The following is a 14,717-nucleotide window of genomic DNA, read 5'->3' on the forward strand; positions in this document are numbered from 1 at the left end:
ACGATACCCCTGTTGCAGTCTTAAGGGTTGCCAAGTCCGGCGTTCCGTGGGTGTTACCGTTCGTCACCCTCGTCCGGGACTTGCTCCTCCGGAAGCTCGATCCGGACCTCCAGAATCCGGTTGTTCTCCGCGGTCTGGACGACCAGCTTCACCCCGTCGTGTGTAACCGTCTCGCCCTCCTCGACAAGGCGTCCGGCCCGGTCGAACACGAAGCCAGCGATCGACTCGAACTCGCCGCCCTCCGGTAGCTCGATATCGAGCGCCTCGTTGACTTCGTGGACGTTCACTTCCCCCCGGACCAGCACGCTATCCTCGGCAAGCCACCGTATCGGGACCTGTTCGGTCTTGCCGAGCACCTCACCGATGATCTCCTCGACGATATCCTCCATAGTGACGATTCCGGCGGTCGTCCCGAACTCGTCGACGACGATCGCCAGTCTGCGTCGGTCCTCCCGGAGTTCGGTCAGGATCTCGTCGACGTCTTTCGATTCGGGGACGATGTACGGCTCGATTGCGACGTCACGCGCGGTCAGGTTCTCGCCGTTGCCGCTCGCGTCAACGAGATCGTTCACTTCCACGACGCCGACCACGTCGTCGAGGGTCCCCTCGTACACCGGGAGCCGGGAGTAGCCGCTCTCGATGGCGACATCGACTGCCTCCTCGACGCTCGCTTCGGCGGGGACGCCGACGACATCGAGACGTGGTACCATCACTTCTTTGGCGATCCGGTTGCGAAAGCGGAGGATCCGCTGGAGCATCTCGTGTTCGTCGGCCTCCAGTACGCCCTCGCGCTCGCCCGTCTCGATCATATCCAGGATCTCCGATCGCGTGACGTAGGCGTTCTCGAAGTTCCCCTCGCTGCCCATGAGCCGGTTGATGATCCGCGTCAGCCTGTCGAAGATCACGATCAGCGGAAAGAGCAGATATTCGGACAGTTTCAGCGGCTTCGATATTCGCAGGGCCCACGACTCGCTGTTCTCGACGGCGTAGGATTTGGGCGCGCTCTCGCCGAACAGCAGGACGATCGATGTGACACCGAACGTAGCGATGAGGACGGCCTGTCCGCCGTCGAAATACATGCCGAGCAGACCAGTCGCGATCGAGGACATCGCGATGTTGGCGATGTTGTTCCCGACCAGAATCGTCACCAGCAGACGCCGTGGCTTCGATTTCAGGGCTTCGAGCGTCTTCGCTCCGCGGGCACCCTCCTCGACGAGCGCGCTGACGCGGTGGTTCCCAAGCGAAAAGATAGCGATCTCCGAGGAGGCAAAGAAGGCCGAAAGGCCGATCAGTACGACGATGGCGAGGATTCCACCCGCTGTGACCGTCTCACGTGACAACACGTCGACTGCACCGTCGACCGGTGGTGCTCCTCCGGCGAGAACCGTCGACAGCAGATCGAGTACGACCGGATCGGATACGAACGGGATCATTGCGGGAACGTTTCGGTCCCAGCCGTATAGTTTCACTCGATGGTCGTCGCGTGCTCCAGAACGTACAAACCCCGGGCACCCATGCGTTGAACTATGCAACTACTTGGCGTCGTCGGGCCCTCGGACTCGGGGAAGACAACGCTCGTCGAACGGATCGTCAACCGGCTGAGCGAGCGTGGTCGGGTCGCGACAATCAAACGCATGACACACGCGCCCGAGATCGATACCGACGGCAAGGACACGCACCGCCACCGGAGCGCCGGTGCCGAGACGACCTACGGAATGACCGACGACGATGGCTGGTTCGCTACCGGAGAGGAACGCACACTCGACGAGACGCTTGCCGAACTCGCAACGACGCACGACTACACCGTCGTTGAAGGCTACAGTGAGGCGGACCTCCCGCAGGTGGTACTCGCAGGTCGGGAGCACGCGGGGACTGCCATTGCAGAGGGGGAGGACGCCGACGCGGTCGATGTTCCAGCCGTGATCGAGTCGCTGGATGGACTCGAACCGTTCGAGTCGCTCGAATCGCTCGTAGCGAGCGCAAAACGCGCGCCGGAAGCCGAACGCGCCGGTGCAATCGCTACGTTCACCGGGCGCGTTAGAGCGAAAGACGGCGACGAGGACGCCCCGACGGAGTACCTGCAGTTCGAGAAGTACGACGGCGTTGCCGACGACCGGATGGCGACGATTAGCGAGGAACTGGAGTCCCGTGACGGCCTCCAGCGCGTATTGATGCATCACCGGACCGGCGTCATCGAGTACGGCGAGGACATCGTCTTCGTCGTCGTCCTCGCTGGACATCGCGAGGAGGCGTTCCGCACCGTCGAAGATGGCATCAACCGCCTCAAAGACGAGGTGCCGTTGTTCAAAAAAGAGGTTACGGTCGACGAGGAGTTCTGGGTCCATCAGCGGGAGTAGGAGTTCGCGGGCGCGGTAACAGCATGGATCGAAGCCGAACATCGCCCGTCGAACCTGTTATTATCTCATTGTGTCAGGTAGTACCATACTACTATGCAGAAGCACAAAGTTACTGCTTTAGAAGCTATTTTAAAATATCTAGGTGTATCTGAGAGAGTTATAAAACATCAACCGAGTCCGTAAAACGTCTACTATTTCTGGTGAAATCAGCAAATCGGGCCGAAACAGGTCGAAGTAACCTCCCTTTATAACATATCTCGGATGGGTAGATGGAATCAGGTGGTATCAATGAGCGCAACTCCACAGCCCTCCACGAACGACGATCCGCAAAATAACCGCACCAAAGAAGAGCGCCTTCGCGAGTACCTGGCGGAGAAAGCCAACGATGGCGAGCTCTACTTCAAGGGCAAGTTCATCGCGGAGGACGTCGATCTCTCGCCCAAAGAGATCGGTGCACTGATGGTCAAGCTCAGGGATTCCTGTCCGGATCTGGAAGTCGAAAAGTGGTCGTACACGAGCGCGACGACGTGGCGTGTCGAACCTGCGTGAGCCTGTCGCCCGTCCCCGCGCCGTGGACTCTTTAACCGTGGCGAGCATTATGATCGAATAGATGCACGCGACGGAGTCGCCCGATGTCGGCCCGCCACTGTCGGAACTTACTGGTCGCTTTCACGTCCACGAAGTACGCACCGAGGACGACCGTATCGAGTACTACGGAGTACCGCTTGTATCCCACGAGCATCTGCTTCGCGAACTGTGGCCTGTGTTCAACGACGCCGGATACAGGATTAGCTTCAGTAGACGGGGGCGGACCGACGTCATCGTCGCGGAACCGATCGATACCGGGATGGATGGAATCCCATGGACGAATATCGTACTCCTGCTGGCGACGATCGTCTCGACGCTGATCGCGGGCGCACTCTGGTTTCACATCGATCTGTCCGACGGCGTATTTGCCGTACTGGAAGCCTGGCCGTTTACTGTCGCCTTGCTCACCGTGCTCGGCATCCACGAACTGGGTCACTACGTGATGAGTCGATACCACGGCGTCAACGCGACCCTGCCCTACTTTATTCCGGTTCCCTCGATCATTGGGACCGCAGGAGCAGTCATCAAAATGAGCGGACCGATCCCGGATCGCCGTGCCCAGTTCGATATCGGTGTTGCCGGGCCGCTTGCGGGCCTCGTTGCGACCGTGATCGTCACCGCGATCGGATTGATGCTCGACCCGATGACGGTCCCCGCAGAGTTCGCCAACAGCGACGACGGCATTACAGTTATGCTCGGACACCCGCCACTGCTGGAACTCCTCGCCAGCGCACTCGGCGAGTCATTATACGCCGACGATCCGATGCGGAGCGTTCATCCGGTCGTCATCGGCGGCTGGGTCGGCATGTTCATCACCTTCCTGAATATGATTCCGGTTGGCCAGCTCGACGGTGGCCACATCTCCCGGGCGATGTTCGGTCGGCAGATGGAAGCGGCGGCCGCCCTGGTCCCGTGGGCGCTGTTCGGGCTTGCCGGATACCTCTACTACGGCGCAGGCGTAAGCTTCGCTGGTTCTTTCATATGGCTATTCTGGGGTCTGATAGCGCTGTTTTTCGTCGCTGTCGGACCGGCACAGCCCCTTTCGGAATCGTCGCTCGGTCCGAAACGCATGGCTGTCGGTATGCTCACGTTCCTGCTTGCAGCACTCTGTTTCACGCCGGTCCCGTTCGAGGTCATCGGCTGAGTAACCGATTCACCCGTGCGTGTAGCCCCGATCCGGCAGTGTCTCCCCGTCGATCAACAGGTCCTGTTCAGTAACTCGACCGATCCGGGTGATCGGTACCGGTGAACGCTCGGCAACCGTTTCGACGGCGTCCTCGGGCACTGTAAAAACAAGCTCGAAGTCCTCGCCGAAAAAGAGGGCTGCTTCTCGGCGCTCGTCGTCACTGTCCGCTACTTCCTCGACGGCGTCTGCAACCGGGACGGCGTCGAACTCGATCTCGAATCCGCAGTCGCTTGCCTCGGCCAGCTGATGGAGCGATCGCGCCAGCCCATCGCTCGAATCCATCATCGCCGTAGCGTCCGGTGCAAGCGCCGTTCCTGCGGCTATCCTGGGGGTGAACTGGAAGAGTTCGTTCCCTCGCTCCCGATCTCCGGCCCGAAACAGCTCTAGCCCGGCGGCGCTCCGGCCAAATTCTCCCGTCACACAGACGACGTCACCCGGCTCTGCACCGCTTCGCAGCACCGGGTCGTCGGTTCGGCCGATCGCGGTCGTCGCGACAGTGAACTCGACGTGGTTGTCGAGGTCGCCCCCGACGTAGGCCCCGCCGACCAGCTCGCAGACGTCCCGGGCCCCCTCGACGAACTCGGTGAGCTCAGTCCGATCGAACTCGGGTGCAGCGTAGACGGCGACTGCAGCCGTGGCCGCTGCCCCCATCGCGGCGACGTCCGACAGCGACGCGCCGACGGCGCGCCAGCCTGCCGTGTATCGGCTCGTGCCATCGGGAAAGTCGGACCGCTCGTGAAGCATGTCGGTCGTGATGACCTGCTCGCCGACGACCGCTGCGTCGTCCCCGGCGGCTTCCAGTTCGGTTTCGAGCATCGACAGCGCGGCGCGCTCGTCCATGTCGGCTCCTTTGGTGAGCGATACAAAAAGCGACCCGGTCCGCACGAGGTCCCGTATCAACGATCCAAACGTACCGGTCACCGGTACGTTCGGGCCAGCTCGACAGACCTGACCGGCGTGTCGACGAGTTCGATTCCCACACAACGAGCCCCTGAACGCCAGCACGGCAACGATACGATGGTCTTAAATGGCGCGGCAGGGAAGAAATCCCTATGACAACGCTGTACGACGTACCTGCGGACGCGCTCATCGAGGCGCTCGCCGAGGAGATCGAGATCGAAGAACCCGACTGGGCCGAGTTCGCCACGACCGGCGTCGACGCCGAACTACCACCCGAACAGGAGGACTTCTGGGCCACCCGCGCCGCCAGCCTTCTCCGGAAGGTCGCGATCAATGGCCCCGTCGGCGTCGAGCGGCTCTCCACCGAGTACGGCGGCTCGAAGAACGGCTCGAACCGCTACCGCGTTGCCCCCGACAAGCGCGTCGACGGGAGCCAGAACGTCATCCGCACCATCCTCCAGCAGCTCGAAGACGAGGACCTCGTCACCACGGCCGACGGCGAAGGCCGCCGCGTCACGCCCGAGGGCGAGAGCCTTCTTACCGAGACTGCCGACGCCGTGATCGAGGATCTCGATCGCCCCGAACTCGAAAAGTACGCCTGAGCGTCCCGTAGTTTCGTTCTGTCCCCCTCTGCTTTCGCGTAGTCGCTACACTGTTGAGTGGTTCGGCTCTCAATTCCACCACCGCGTCCGTAATGATTTTGCCGCCAGCGAAGCATCGTCTAGATAGACATGAGTGGCAACCCCGACGAGGACCGGCTCGATGAGATCCGCCAGAAGAAGATGGAACAGCTCAAAGAACAACAGCAGGGCGAGGGCGACGCTGCGGAGGCCCAGCAGGCGCGACAGGAACAGGCCGACGCCCAGAAACAGGCGATGCTTCGCCAGCATCTCACCGATGGCGCGCGCAAGCGGCTCAACACCGTCAAGATGTCCAAGCCCGATTTCGGCGAGAAGGTAGAACGGCAGGTCGTCGCGCTCGCCCAGAGCGGTCGCGTGCAGGGACAGATCGACGAGGACCAGATGAAAGACCTGCTCGAAGAGCTCAAACCCGACTCCCAGAGCTTCAACATCCGGCGGCGGTAGGATGCGACTCGGCCTCCTCTTTAGCGGCGGGAAAGATTCCACGCTCGCCGCACTGTTGCTCGACGAGTTCTACGATCTGACGCTGGTCACCGCCCATTTCGGCGTCACCGACGACTGGCAACACGCCCGAGACACCGCGGAAACACTTGCGTATTCTTTCGAGCGCGTCGAACTCGACGAGTCAGTCGCCCACGAGGCTGTCGAGCAGATGCGCGCGGATGGCTATCCGCGAAACGCCATTCAGGACGTCCACGTTCACGCCCTCGAAACCGTCGCCGAGATGGACTTCGATGCGGTCGCCGACGGGACCCGCCGTGACGACCGCGTCCCCTCGGTGTCGCGTGCACAGGCCCAGAGCCTCGAAGACCGTCACGGGATCGACTACATCGCGCCGCTGTCGGGCTTCGGACGGGGCGCGGTCGACCGACTCGTCGACGCGACGTTCGACGTCACAGTCGGGCCGAGTGAGGAAATCCCTCGCTCGGACTACGAGGCGGAACTCCGTGCGCTACTGGCAGACGAGTATGGCTCCGAAGCGATCGGCGACGTCTTCCCCGATCACGAGCAGACCTACGTGACTGACGTGCGGTCGGGGCGTCCGGACTGACCTCCGCCGGGATCAGTCGCCGCCTGTCGGTACGATATCGTAGTACACCGTCACTCCGTCCGAGGTTTTGAACTCGTCGACGATCCGATAGCGGTCACCAAACGCCATCTCAGCCTCACCGGCGTTGTCGACGTTCACGATCACCGGCCATCCGCCTCCTGGCGACGGGTGCGCATCGAGTCCCTTTTCGCTCAGCTCGCTGACTGCCGCCTCCGGCGTACTCATGGATTCTCGTTCCCCTCGGGAGTATTTATGCTGTTCTTATGCGGCGATCTTTCGCCGTGGCCGTCTAGCATAAACGTATCGAGCACAATCCACTGGGTTCGGGATGGCTTCGCTTCGCTCGGCCACCGCTCATCGCAAACATCTGTCTTGCTGAGCGGAGCAGCAAGGCTCGGAAGTCGAGTGAAGCGAGTCTTCCGGTGGGCCAAAAAGGCTGCTCGCTCCGCTCGCAGTGTCACGCCAGCGGCGTCCGTTCGACCACTGTTCCGTTCACCGTCGGGTACTGCTCGACAATCTCGCCTTTGTTTAGGTCGCCGTCCTCGACCATCTCTTCGAGGAGCCACCACGCGATCTCGACGTGATCGGATTTGACCGTGTAGAACTCTTCTGGGACCCCCAGATCGTCAAGTCGCTGCTCGGTGGCCCACGTTTTCCCGTAGACGATCGTGCCGTCGTCGGTGATCTCGTCGAACTCCCGGCGGATGTTCTTTGCCATGCGCTTGAGCCGTCGGCGGTGCTGGGCGGCGTCCTTGAAGACGCTGGTACAGAAGTAGACCTTCTCGTGATCGCCCATGATATCGAGGATCTCCTCGCGGTCGCCGTCGACGGCGCTCATGTGGCCGTCTTTGAGTTCGTAGCCCTGCTCTTGCATCCGGCGGTAGTTGCCATCGCTCATCTCGAACTCGTTGACGTTACAGAAGTCGGCTGCGCCCTCGTCCAGGAAGTCCAGGAACTCGGTCTCGGCGCGGATCCCGGGAATCTCGAAGGCGGGCGTCATCCCCTCCTCGCGGGCGATGTAGAGGATTTCCTCCCACTCGGTGCCGTGGAGGTCGCCCCACTGCTCGTATGGGGGGTGGAACCGAATCTCGTCGAGACCTGCCTCCGAGAGGCGGCGCATGTTCTCCCGCCCGCCCGTGATGCCGGTGTAGAGGTGGGTGTGGTGGTCCTCGCCGAACTCCTCTTTCAGGAGTTCGAGATAGTGGCAGGTCCGGTCCATCGCCTCCTGGGGCTCCCCGCCGGTGATCGAGGTGCCAAGCGCGTCCATCCGGTGGGCCTCTTCCAGGACGTCCTCGTCGGATTCGACTTTCCGCTCGTTGGCGTAGACGTCCGTGACGTTCTTGCGATTCTCCCCGAGCGGGCAGTAAAAGCAGTCGCGCTGGTCACAGTAGCCGTAGACGAACATGACCATCTTCCCCCCTTTTGCGCACTGCTCGCAGCCCTTCGAGATCATTCGTTAGTCCCTGTATGTGGCGGGTCCTGAAAAAGCGTCCGGATCGGAATCCGGCCCGAACGCGGCGTTTGCGGCCGGTTACCACGGTGCTGTCGGGCCACAGAGTATTCATACGTCGGGGACCTCCATCCTGCCGATGAACTCGCAACGACGGCGTCTACTTGCTGCCTCCGGTGTTGCGCTCACCGGTGGTCTCGCCGGCTGTCTGGGATTCGTGACCGGCGATGAGGATCTCGAATTCTCGTCGTCGCCCGGCAGTGTCTCACAGAGCGCGCTCGATAGCACCGGCTACGGCGAACACGAGATCGAGGAGGCCCCGATCGAAGAGACCTTCGAGATCGGCGGACAGAGCCGGACGGTCCGACTCACCAACTGGCACAGCCAGTACGACCGTGCCGTCGATCTCGAACCCATCCAGCGGTTCCAGGGTGCGGTCTTCAGCGTCTTCTCGACGCCCAAGTTCGAGATAGCGGGCCGATCAGTCAACCCGATCGATCGCTGGGACACCGACCGGATCGTCGGGATGGTCCAGGACCGCTACGAGGGCCTCGAAAACCTGCAACGGACCGGCGAGTACACGACGCCGATGCTCGGCGCGGAGCCGACGATCACCGAGTACGAGGGTCGTGCGGACATCACTGGTAGCGGCGTGATGATCGATCTCAACCTCCACGTCTCCGGGGCTGTCGATCACGGCGGCGACTTCCTGCTCGGCCTGGCGGTCCACCCCGACGAGATCCCGGGCGAGGGCAACGCTGTTCGGACGCTGTACGACGGCGTCGAGCATGACGGATAGGGGCATATTCGGATACGGTCCGCAAAGGGTGGTCAATGATATCCGTTCCGCCGGGGTATTTTTTTTTTGTATATAGCGTGCAGTATCGAGTGTAGTCAGTCACACAGGCAGACGCCGCCTTCTCGGATCTGGTTCGCTGTGAACCGATGGACGGCGGTAGCGAGGTCAGTCATTGCTTCCGCCTGTTTCTGGGTTGGACGCCCGCCGCCGTAATAACTCTCTGTCCGGTTCTCGCTGTAGAGGTCCTTCATTGCCGCTGCAGTCTCCCCTTCTAACAGCCCGATCTGGTGAGCACGCTCGTAGCTGAACTGGTGGTCCCGAAAGTCCTGAAGCGTATTGTTCGTCATCGCGAGGGCGTACGCCTCGATCGACCGTTCAATCGCGCCGAAACAGACCTCGATGACGGCCGTGTAGTACCCATCCTCTGACTGAAGCGTGTCTACGACCTCGAGGAGACGGCATGCTTTCGTCAGCTGTGTCTTCCAGTCTTCGTCGGCACTGATTCCGTCCTCGAACGCTGTCCGACCGCGTCCGACCATCTCGAAGGCATCCTGTGCGCGGTCGAGTGCTGTGAGCACAGCAGCCGGGTCCGAACCGTTACTCATCAGTGACCCCTTCCTCCAGGAGGAGCTTCTCGACGGTTTCGAAATCACTCGTCTTGTAGACCGGAATCCCCGAAACGACGATCTCCCGGATGTCTTCAGTGTACGCCGGGATCGCCTGGACGGCCTCAACATCGATATCGTAGGCATATCGGTCACCATCGAACTCCCTGTCTTCGAGGTCACGGGCAATGGCATTCGCTTCTCGTTGGCTTTCTGCTCGCCCAGACCGGGTTAGTACCCAGAGATCGATATCGCTCCGTCGGTCAGCCTCACCCCGAGCCACACTCCCATACAGAACGATGCCTACGACGTCATTGATGTTCTCACGGAGCTTCGTGGCCGCAGCTTTGACCGGTTGGTGATACTCCGATTGGGGAATCCGAAGAATCGGATCGTCTGGAATTGACAGACGCTGTCTGTTGATCTGGACGAGACGCTGATTGCTTTCAGGCGATTCGACGACCAGGTCGTTCGCGCTGAGAAGGTTTACTGCCCGTCGGACTGACTGGTGTGAATGACCGATCTGTGTCGCGAGTTCTCGGAGTGAGAAGTCACTGAACCGGTGATTTGTTAAAAAGAGTAGGACATCGCTCGTCGCCTTGTGTTTGAATAAAGCCGGATCTGAAGGGGGTATTGAAAGAGAAATAGCTGCCCCGGGCGAATTCGAACCATTCGTCTCACGGTTCATGTGCCGTATCACGGACCACTACTATATAAATATTATATATGAGTCGGGACAGGCCTAAGTATTCCTCTACCAGGAACGGACTACGGAGACCGAGGTCCGTGACGTCCTCCCACGAGTAAACTCGTGGGCTTCCCCTCCGCCGACGCGTGATTCAGTCGTCTGAAACACCGGGGGCAACGTTCCCAGTCTCGCTACTGGTACTCTGGTTCGCGGGTGCCTCTTTGGTCGATAGACCAGAGTGTTTCACCGTCCACTCAGAGTCGTCCCACTCAAGGCATGGTACCTGACTGTAGTGTCCATCCGCCGTCGTGTTCTCTCGGGCGGCCACGGGCCGAGCCATCGACCCACTTGTTTGAATCGCTATACGCTCACTAGCGTGTTTTCGCAGGAAATTCGCCGATCCTGCAACATCCGAATGACCCTCACAACCACACGAGTGGCATTGAAGTAAATCACCACACCGATGCACATCTACACTCTCACACGCTGGGCACGTAGACGACGTACCAGCCTCCGACTTCTCAGTGACGGGTATACCGTACTCGAAATCCAGAACCTCGTCGAGTCGTCGTCGGAAGCGTCCATGGGCCCAGAACAGGTGCGTCTTCTCGTTGACAGTGGTGGACCAGTGTTTCTCCCTCACACCGCTCAACGCGCCGACGATGAGTTCTGTAACACCTAGCTCGGCGAGCCACTCGCCGAGGTCTCGAATCAAGGCGTCCATGGCATGGTTGCGTTGTTCACCGCGCTTGTGGTAGACGCGCCGAATCTGTTTGCTTGACCAGTCGTCGTCTCCAAGTTTTGATTGTAACTCGGCGATTCGTTTGGTGTGAGTGTGGAACGTGTGGAATGCGGGCCTCCCGTGGTACAGACGGTGGTCGCCTTGACTGGTCGTGACGGCGGCGAGGTTGTTCGCACCGATGTCCACCGCTGCCACTACCTCTTCGCCGCTGCCAGTAGTGGCCAGTGATGATTCAATAGAGTCTCGTCGGCGTGGAGAGTTGTCCCCGTCGCCGACGGTTCGATATGCAGTGAACGTTTCGGTGTCTCTGTCGTACACGATCTCTAGGCGACCCTGCTTGCCCGTCCACCGGGGGTGTCCTGCAACCTCCAAGCGCAACCGTTCGTGGTATCCAAGCCCGTACTTCTCTTTGAGCTCCATCCCAACGGGAATTTCGAGTCGGCTGCGGTCGCCGAGTTCAGGGGTGTACTGGTCGTTGCGGATGACGGTTCGCGGCATGCGGTTGCCGTTTTCTTTCCAGTAGCCGGGTGGAGAAGGTTGACCTGTGACGTTCTGGTTGTCAGGGTCTCGGTATTTTGAGAGGACAGCGAAATACGCTTTCCACGGCTCCCAGTTCTTCTGGACGAGTTGCTGGGGCGTACTGGAACTGAGCCGCTGGATATACTGTTGACGGTATTGCTCTTGGGTGACCGCGTGTTTCACTGTGGATTTCAATTCGCTGACTGGGACACGGTAATCCGCGTCGTGTTGCGTTTTGAAGAGTGTTTGTCGGCGGTCGTAGTTGACCTGGTTGTTGCAGGCTGCTGACGCGTCGAGGAGTTCGAGGAGGAGCAACTCGTCACGGTCCGAGAGCGGTCTCACCTCGAACGTATCACAACGCGTCATCTATCGTTTACTATGAGGTAAACGGATATGAAGGTTCCGGTTATCTACGAGGAAAACGAATAACACGGCTTGCACCGTACGTATCCGCAATGACTGACCAAGGACGGAAGAGTAGCGGTGAGTTTGAATCCAAAGTCACGGATGAGGACGTACTTGCGGTGTTAGAAGATGCTGAGACACCCGTGTTAACGGCGGGTCTTGTGGCTGAGGAGTTGCCTGTGACATCGAAAGCTGTGTATTATCGGTTGCGGAACTTGCATGACGAGGGGCGTGTTGGTCAGTTGGAGGTTGGCGCTCGGGCTGTTGTGTGGTGGAGTACCGACGAGTCGGAGTAACGTGGGAATCACGGCCTGAGTGATTCACGTGGTTTGAATAACTTTGCCTATCGCTTGGACCCACGACTAAAGTCGTGGGCTTCCACTGATACTGTGTCACCTCCGGACCCCACCACATTCAGTTGCTGGGGCTAGATAGTTCCACTCTCGGATGGCAAACCTCACAATTTCGATTCGCCGTTGGAGCTGTTCCCACTCACGTGCGATCTCTCGGCGACGATCCTCTTCGGTGACGTCGAGTACCTGGTCAACGATCGTCCCGCGAAGTTGGTTCGGTGACTCGATATCGAACTCGTCCTTCCATCCTCGTATCTGAGCGTTCATTTCGGTGAGCCGTTCGATGAGGTCTTCGACGGTGTGGCCGCTGTCCCGAAGGCGTATGGCCTCTGTGAGTGCTTGACACGTGGTCACCTGGTCGTGAGGCCACTACAAACCCCGTAGTCCGCGACAACGAATACTCGGAGGAAGTCCCCAAACACGTAAATTACGGGCCGTTCTACCACCGGTCGAATGCTGCTCGTCCTCTGTGTCGACCTCGATGACGACCTCGGCCGGAAGACGGGCGTCACGACGCCCGTGATCGGTCGCGAGGACATCCGCGAGGCTGCAGTCGAACTCGCGACCGCCGATCCCGAGGACAGCGACGTCAACGTCCTGTTCAAGGGACTCAATATCGCCGAGTCCATCACTGACGAGACAGTCGAGGTCGCCGCAGTCACGGGAACAAACGGGAGTGACGTCGCGGCCAACCGGAAGGTCGGCGAGGAAGTCGATACCGTCCTCGCGAGTCTCTCGACGCGCGAGGAGATCCGGGCACTCATCGTCACCGACGGCGCACAGGACGAAAGCGTCGTCCCGGTAATCCGTTCGCGAGTCACCGTCGACGGCGTCTCGCGGGTCGTCGTTCGACAGGCACAGGATCTCGAATCGATCTACTACACGATCAAGCAGGTGCTAGACGACCCCGAGACACGCGGGACGCTGTTGATGCCGCTCGGTATTCTGCTCTTAATGTATCCACTGGCAGTGCTTGCGAGCTATTTCGATCTCCCCGGACTCGTGCTTGGCGTCACCTCCGGTCTGCTGGGTCTCTACCTGCTCTCTCGGGGGCTCGGACTCGGCGAGTACCTCGATACCACGGCCGAACGTGCCCGTCGGAGCCTCTACGCAGGGCGAGTAACACTGATAACATATCTCGTCGCTGCCGTGTTGCTCGTTATCGGTGGCGTCAGTGGCGTTGACCAGCTCGAAGCCGTACAGGCGGGCGAACCAGGGGCTCTCGGCGCGCTGGAGACGTTGTCCGCGCTCGTCTACGGTGCCATCCAGTGGTTCGCCGCGGCAGGCGTCACGACGAGTCTGGGGCAGATCACCGACGAGTATCTGGCCGACGGGCTGGAGTGGCGCTATCTCAACGCTCCGTTTTACGTCCTCGCGATCGCAGTCGTACTCCATGGCGTTAGCGCGTACGTACTCGGAATCGAAGGACTGTCGTACCTCGCTGCGGCGCTCACGAGTGGCACACTGCTGGGGATCGGCAGTACGCTCGCGTTCGCCATCGCCGAAGCCCGGTATCCGACGGCCGACGAATCGGCGTCGTAGCTCCGGACCGCAGCCGCTCAGTGCTCCCGAACGACGACAAACTCGGCGAGGTCGCGGAGGTACTCGCCCGGTTCGGTGTCGGCAGTCCCCGTGCGTTCGAGCGCGTCGATCGCCCTGTCCGCTTCCTCGCGTGCGAGCGCGTTCGCCTCGTCGGGGGTTAGCTCCGTCACCTGTACGACCGAGGGGCGCTCCATCTCGGCGTCCTGATTCGTTGGCTTGCCGAGTTCCTCGGCGTCCGCAGTCGCGTCGAGCACGTCGTCGCGGATCTGGAACGCAACGCCCATCCGTTCGGCGTACTCGCCGAAGGCTTCGACGGTGAACGGGTCGGCGTCGGCCGCGATCGCGCCCAGTTCTGCTGCAGCGCGAAACAGTGCGCCGGTCTTCCGGCGTGCAAGTTGCATATACTCGGCTTCGTTTGTCGGCTGAGCGACGAGTTCGGTCGCCTCGCCCTCACCCAGTTCGATCATCGATTCAGTCGCGGCCTGCATCGCTCGGGGCTCGTCGGAAAAGAGCTCGAACGCCTCCCCCAGCAGGCCATCGCTTGCGATGATCGCGGGGCCGTAGCCGTGGGCGGTCCAGGCACTCTCGACGCCCCGCCGCATCTCCGACTGGTCGATCACGTCGTCGATCACCAGCGAGGCGTTGTGAACGAGTTCGATACCGACGCCGAAGTCGACGGCGTCTTCGGCGTCGCCACCGGCGGCCTCACACGCGAGGATCGTAACGAGCGGTCGGACGCGTTTTCCTCCCGAGAGTGCAACGTGTTCGACCTCCTCGGACAGCTCTGTGGGTTCGACCTCGTCGAGCACCGCCTCCAGTCGATCTTCGACCAGCCCCCGTCGGCGCTCCAGAAACTTCATCGACGCGGAGTTAGGGTCCCGTGGGCAAGTA

Annotated in this window: 17 protein-coding genes and 1 pseudogene; 9 read left to right on the forward strand and 9 right to left on the reverse strand. The window is 60.7% G+C overall.

The genetic code is table 11. The annotated features are described in order from the left end of the window. Window positions 1-53: 53 nt before the first annotated feature. Complete coding sequence (locus tag AArcSt11_RS01760; protein WP_250594007.1) at window positions 54-1,433, reverse strand: hemolysin family protein; 1,380 nt, start codon at window positions 1,431-1,433, stop codon at window positions 54-56. 93 nt (window positions 1,434-1,526) lie between these two features. On the opposite strand from AArcSt11_RS01760, the gene AArcSt11_RS01765 reads away from it, so the two are divergent. From AArcSt11_RS01765 to AArcSt11_RS01775, 3 genes are all read left to right on the forward strand, one after another. After that, entirely contained in the window at window positions 1,527-2,357 is an 831-nt protein-coding gene (locus AArcSt11_RS01765) for a molybdopterin synthase (RefSeq protein WP_250594009.1), read from the forward strand. Between the two features lie 288 nt (window positions 2,358-2,645). Continuing rightward, window positions 2,646-2,906, forward strand: a complete 261-nt coding sequence (locus tag AArcSt11_RS01770; protein ID WP_250594011.1) for a DUF7123 family protein — start codon at window positions 2,646-2,648, stop codon at window positions 2,904-2,906. Between the two features lie 61 nt (window positions 2,907-2,967). After that, window positions 2,968-4,089 (forward strand): site-2 protease family protein, encoded by a 1,122-nt coding sequence (locus AArcSt11_RS01775; protein WP_250594013.1) that lies wholly within the window; start codon window positions 2,968-2,970, stop codon window positions 4,087-4,089. 9 nt (window positions 4,090-4,098) lie between these two features. Here the strand turns inward: AArcSt11_RS01775 and thiL are convergent, their stop codons facing one another. Beyond that, window positions 4,099-4,971, reverse strand: a complete 873-nt coding sequence (gene thiL, locus AArcSt11_RS01780; RefSeq protein WP_250594015.1) for a thiamine-phosphate kinase — start codon at window positions 4,969-4,971, stop codon at window positions 4,099-4,101. A gap of 212 nt (window positions 4,972-5,183) precedes the next feature. Between thiL and AArcSt11_RS01785 the strand changes: the two genes are divergently transcribed. The 3 genes from AArcSt11_RS01785 to AArcSt11_RS01795 all read left to right on the forward strand — a co-directional run bounded on the left by AArcSt11_RS01785 (window position 5,184) and on the right by AArcSt11_RS01795 (window position 6,723). Next, a complete protein-coding gene (locus AArcSt11_RS01785) occupies window positions 5,184-5,633 on the forward strand; it encodes a 30S ribosomal protein S19e (RefSeq protein ID WP_250594017.1) in 450 nt (149 codons plus the stop codon). Between the two features lie 129 nt (window positions 5,634-5,762). Next, a complete protein-coding gene (locus AArcSt11_RS01790; protein ID WP_250594020.1) occupies window positions 5,763-6,116 on the forward strand; it encodes a DNA-binding protein in 354 nt (117 codons plus the stop codon). 1 nt (window position 6,117) lies between these two features. Then, window positions 6,118-6,723: a DUF7411 family protein gene (locus AArcSt11_RS01795; RefSeq protein WP_250594022.1), complete on the forward strand. Its 606-nt coding sequence runs from the start codon at window positions 6,118-6,120 to the stop codon at window positions 6,721-6,723. Window positions 6,724-6,735: 12 nt separating this feature from the next. On the opposite strand, the gene AArcSt11_RS01800 is transcribed toward AArcSt11_RS01795, so the two are convergent. Together AArcSt11_RS01800 and AArcSt11_RS01805 are read right to left on the reverse strand one after the other, a co-directional pair. After that, the gene (locus AArcSt11_RS01800) at window positions 6,736-6,948 is read right to left on the reverse strand and encodes a hypothetical protein (protein ID WP_250594024.1); all 213 of its coding nucleotides are present in this window, start codon (window positions 6,946-6,948) and stop codon (window positions 6,736-6,738) included. A gap of 232 nt (window positions 6,949-7,180) precedes the next feature. Beyond that, window positions 7,181-8,176, reverse strand: coding sequence for a radical SAM protein (locus AArcSt11_RS01805; protein WP_250594026.1), 996 nt, complete (start codon window positions 8,174-8,176; stop codon window positions 7,181-7,183). A 136-nt stretch (window positions 8,177-8,312) separates the two neighbouring features. Between AArcSt11_RS01805 and AArcSt11_RS01810 the strand changes: the two genes are divergently transcribed. Continuing rightward, on the forward strand, window positions 8,313-8,972 hold the full coding sequence (locus tag AArcSt11_RS01810; RefSeq protein ID WP_250594028.1) for a DUF6517 family protein: 660 nt from the start codon (window positions 8,313-8,315) through the stop codon (window positions 8,970-8,972). A 95-nt stretch (window positions 8,973-9,067) separates the two neighbouring features. Here the strand turns inward: AArcSt11_RS01810 and AArcSt11_RS01815 are convergent, their stop codons facing one another. The 3 genes from AArcSt11_RS01815 to AArcSt11_RS01830 form a co-directional block, all read right to left on the reverse strand. After that, window positions 9,068-9,577: a DUF8154 family protein gene (locus AArcSt11_RS01815; RefSeq protein WP_250594030.1), complete on the reverse strand. Its 510-nt coding sequence runs from the start codon at window positions 9,575-9,577 to the stop codon at window positions 9,068-9,070. Then, window positions 9,570-10,265, reverse strand: coding sequence for a nucleotidyltransferase domain-containing protein (locus tag AArcSt11_RS16875; protein WP_254714691.1), 696 nt, complete (start codon window positions 10,263-10,265; stop codon window positions 9,570-9,572). Before AArcSt11_RS16875 ends, AArcSt11_RS01815 begins: the two co-directional genes overlap by 8 nt. A gap of 151 nt (window positions 10,266-10,416) precedes the next feature. Beyond that, entirely contained in the window at window positions 10,417-11,892 is a 1,476-nt protein-coding gene (locus AArcSt11_RS01830; protein ID WP_259371226.1) for an RNA-guided endonuclease InsQ/TnpB family protein, read from the reverse strand. An 89-nt stretch (window positions 11,893-11,981) separates the two neighbouring features. On the opposite strand from AArcSt11_RS01830, the gene AArcSt11_RS01835 reads away from it, so the two are divergent. Further along, the gene (locus AArcSt11_RS01835; protein WP_250594034.1) at window positions 11,982-12,227 is read left to right on the forward strand and encodes a hypothetical protein; all 246 of its coding nucleotides are present in this window, start codon (window positions 11,982-11,984) and stop codon (window positions 12,225-12,227) included. A gap of 96 nt (window positions 12,228-12,323) precedes the next feature. Here AArcSt11_RS01835 and AArcSt11_RS01840 read toward each other — a convergent pair. Beyond that, window positions 12,324-12,626, reverse strand: a pseudogene (locus AArcSt11_RS01840) (DUF7342 family protein); the annotation flags it as partial. Between the two features lie 111 nt (window positions 12,627-12,737). On the opposite strand from AArcSt11_RS01840, the gene AArcSt11_RS01845 reads away from it, so the two are divergent. Beyond that, window positions 12,738-13,826 (forward strand): DUF373 family protein, encoded by a 1,089-nt coding sequence (locus AArcSt11_RS01845; RefSeq protein ID WP_250594038.1) that lies wholly within the window; start codon window positions 12,738-12,740, stop codon window positions 13,824-13,826. A 17-nt stretch (window positions 13,827-13,843) separates the two neighbouring features. Here the strand turns inward: AArcSt11_RS01845 and AArcSt11_RS01850 are convergent, their stop codons facing one another. Beyond that, a complete protein-coding gene (locus AArcSt11_RS01850; RefSeq protein ID WP_250594040.1) occupies window positions 13,844-14,686 on the reverse strand; it encodes a polyprenyl synthetase family protein in 843 nt (280 codons plus the stop codon). Between the last annotated feature and the right edge of the window lie 31 nt (window positions 14,687-14,717).

It is taken from the genome of Natranaeroarchaeum aerophilus (assembly GCF_023638055.1).
Classification (GTDB): Archaea; Halobacteriota; Halobacteria; order Halobacteriales; family Natronoarchaeaceae; genus Natranaeroarchaeum; species Natranaeroarchaeum aerophilum.

Coding starts and splice junctions, on each gene's coding strand:
- AArcSt11_RS01760 (WP_250594007.1), bottom strand. CDS start 1,433: ATGATCCCGTTCGTATCCGATCCGGTCGTACTCGATCTGCTGTCGACG.
- AArcSt11_RS01765 (WP_250594009.1), top strand. CDS start 1,527: ATGCAACTACTTGGCGTCGTCGGGCCCTCGGACTCGGGGAAGACAACG.
- AArcSt11_RS01770 (WP_250594011.1), top strand. CDS start 2,646: ATGAGCGCAACTCCACAGCCCTCCACGAACGACGATCCGCAAAATAAC.
- AArcSt11_RS01775 (WP_250594013.1), top strand. CDS start 2,968: ATGCACGCGACGGAGTCGCCCGATGTCGGCCCGCCACTGTCGGAACTT.
- thiL (WP_250594015.1), bottom strand. CDS start 4,971: ATGGACGAGCGCGCCGCGCTGTCGATGCTCGAAACCGAACTGGAAGCC.
- AArcSt11_RS01785 (WP_250594017.1), top strand. CDS start 5,184: ATGACAACGCTGTACGACGTACCTGCGGACGCGCTCATCGAGGCGCTC.
- AArcSt11_RS01790 (WP_250594020.1), top strand. CDS start 5,763: ATGAGTGGCAACCCCGACGAGGACCGGCTCGATGAGATCCGCCAGAAG.
- AArcSt11_RS01795 (WP_250594022.1), top strand. CDS start 6,118: ATGCGACTCGGCCTCCTCTTTAGCGGCGGGAAAGATTCCACGCTCGCC.
- AArcSt11_RS01800 (WP_250594024.1), bottom strand. CDS start 6,948: ATGAGTACGCCGGAGGCGGCAGTCAGCGAGCTGAGCGAAAAGGGACTC.
- AArcSt11_RS01805 (WP_250594026.1), bottom strand. CDS start 8,176: ATGATCTCGAAGGGCTGCGAGCAGTGCGCAAAAGGGGGGAAGATGGTC.
- AArcSt11_RS01810 (WP_250594028.1), top strand. CDS start 8,313: ATGAACTCGCAACGACGGCGTCTACTTGCTGCCTCCGGTGTTGCGCTC.
- AArcSt11_RS01815 (WP_250594030.1), bottom strand. CDS start 9,577: ATGAGTAACGGTTCGGACCCGGCTGCTGTGCTCACAGCACTCGACCGC.
- AArcSt11_RS16875 (WP_254714691.1), bottom strand. CDS start 10,265: ATGAACCGTGAGACGAATGGTTCGAATTCGCCCGGGGCAGCTATTTCT.
- AArcSt11_RS01830 (WP_259371226.1), bottom strand. CDS start 11,892: ATGACGCGTTGTGATACGTTCGAGGTGAGACCGCTCTCGGACCGTGAC.
- AArcSt11_RS01835 (WP_250594034.1), top strand. CDS start 11,982: ATGACTGACCAAGGACGGAAGAGTAGCGGTGAGTTTGAATCCAAAGTC.
- AArcSt11_RS01845 (WP_250594038.1), top strand. CDS start 12,738: ATGCTGCTCGTCCTCTGTGTCGACCTCGATGACGACCTCGGCCGGAAG.
- AArcSt11_RS01850 (WP_250594040.1), bottom strand. CDS start 14,686: ATGAAGTTTCTGGAGCGCCGACGGGGGCTGGTCGAAGATCGACTGGAG.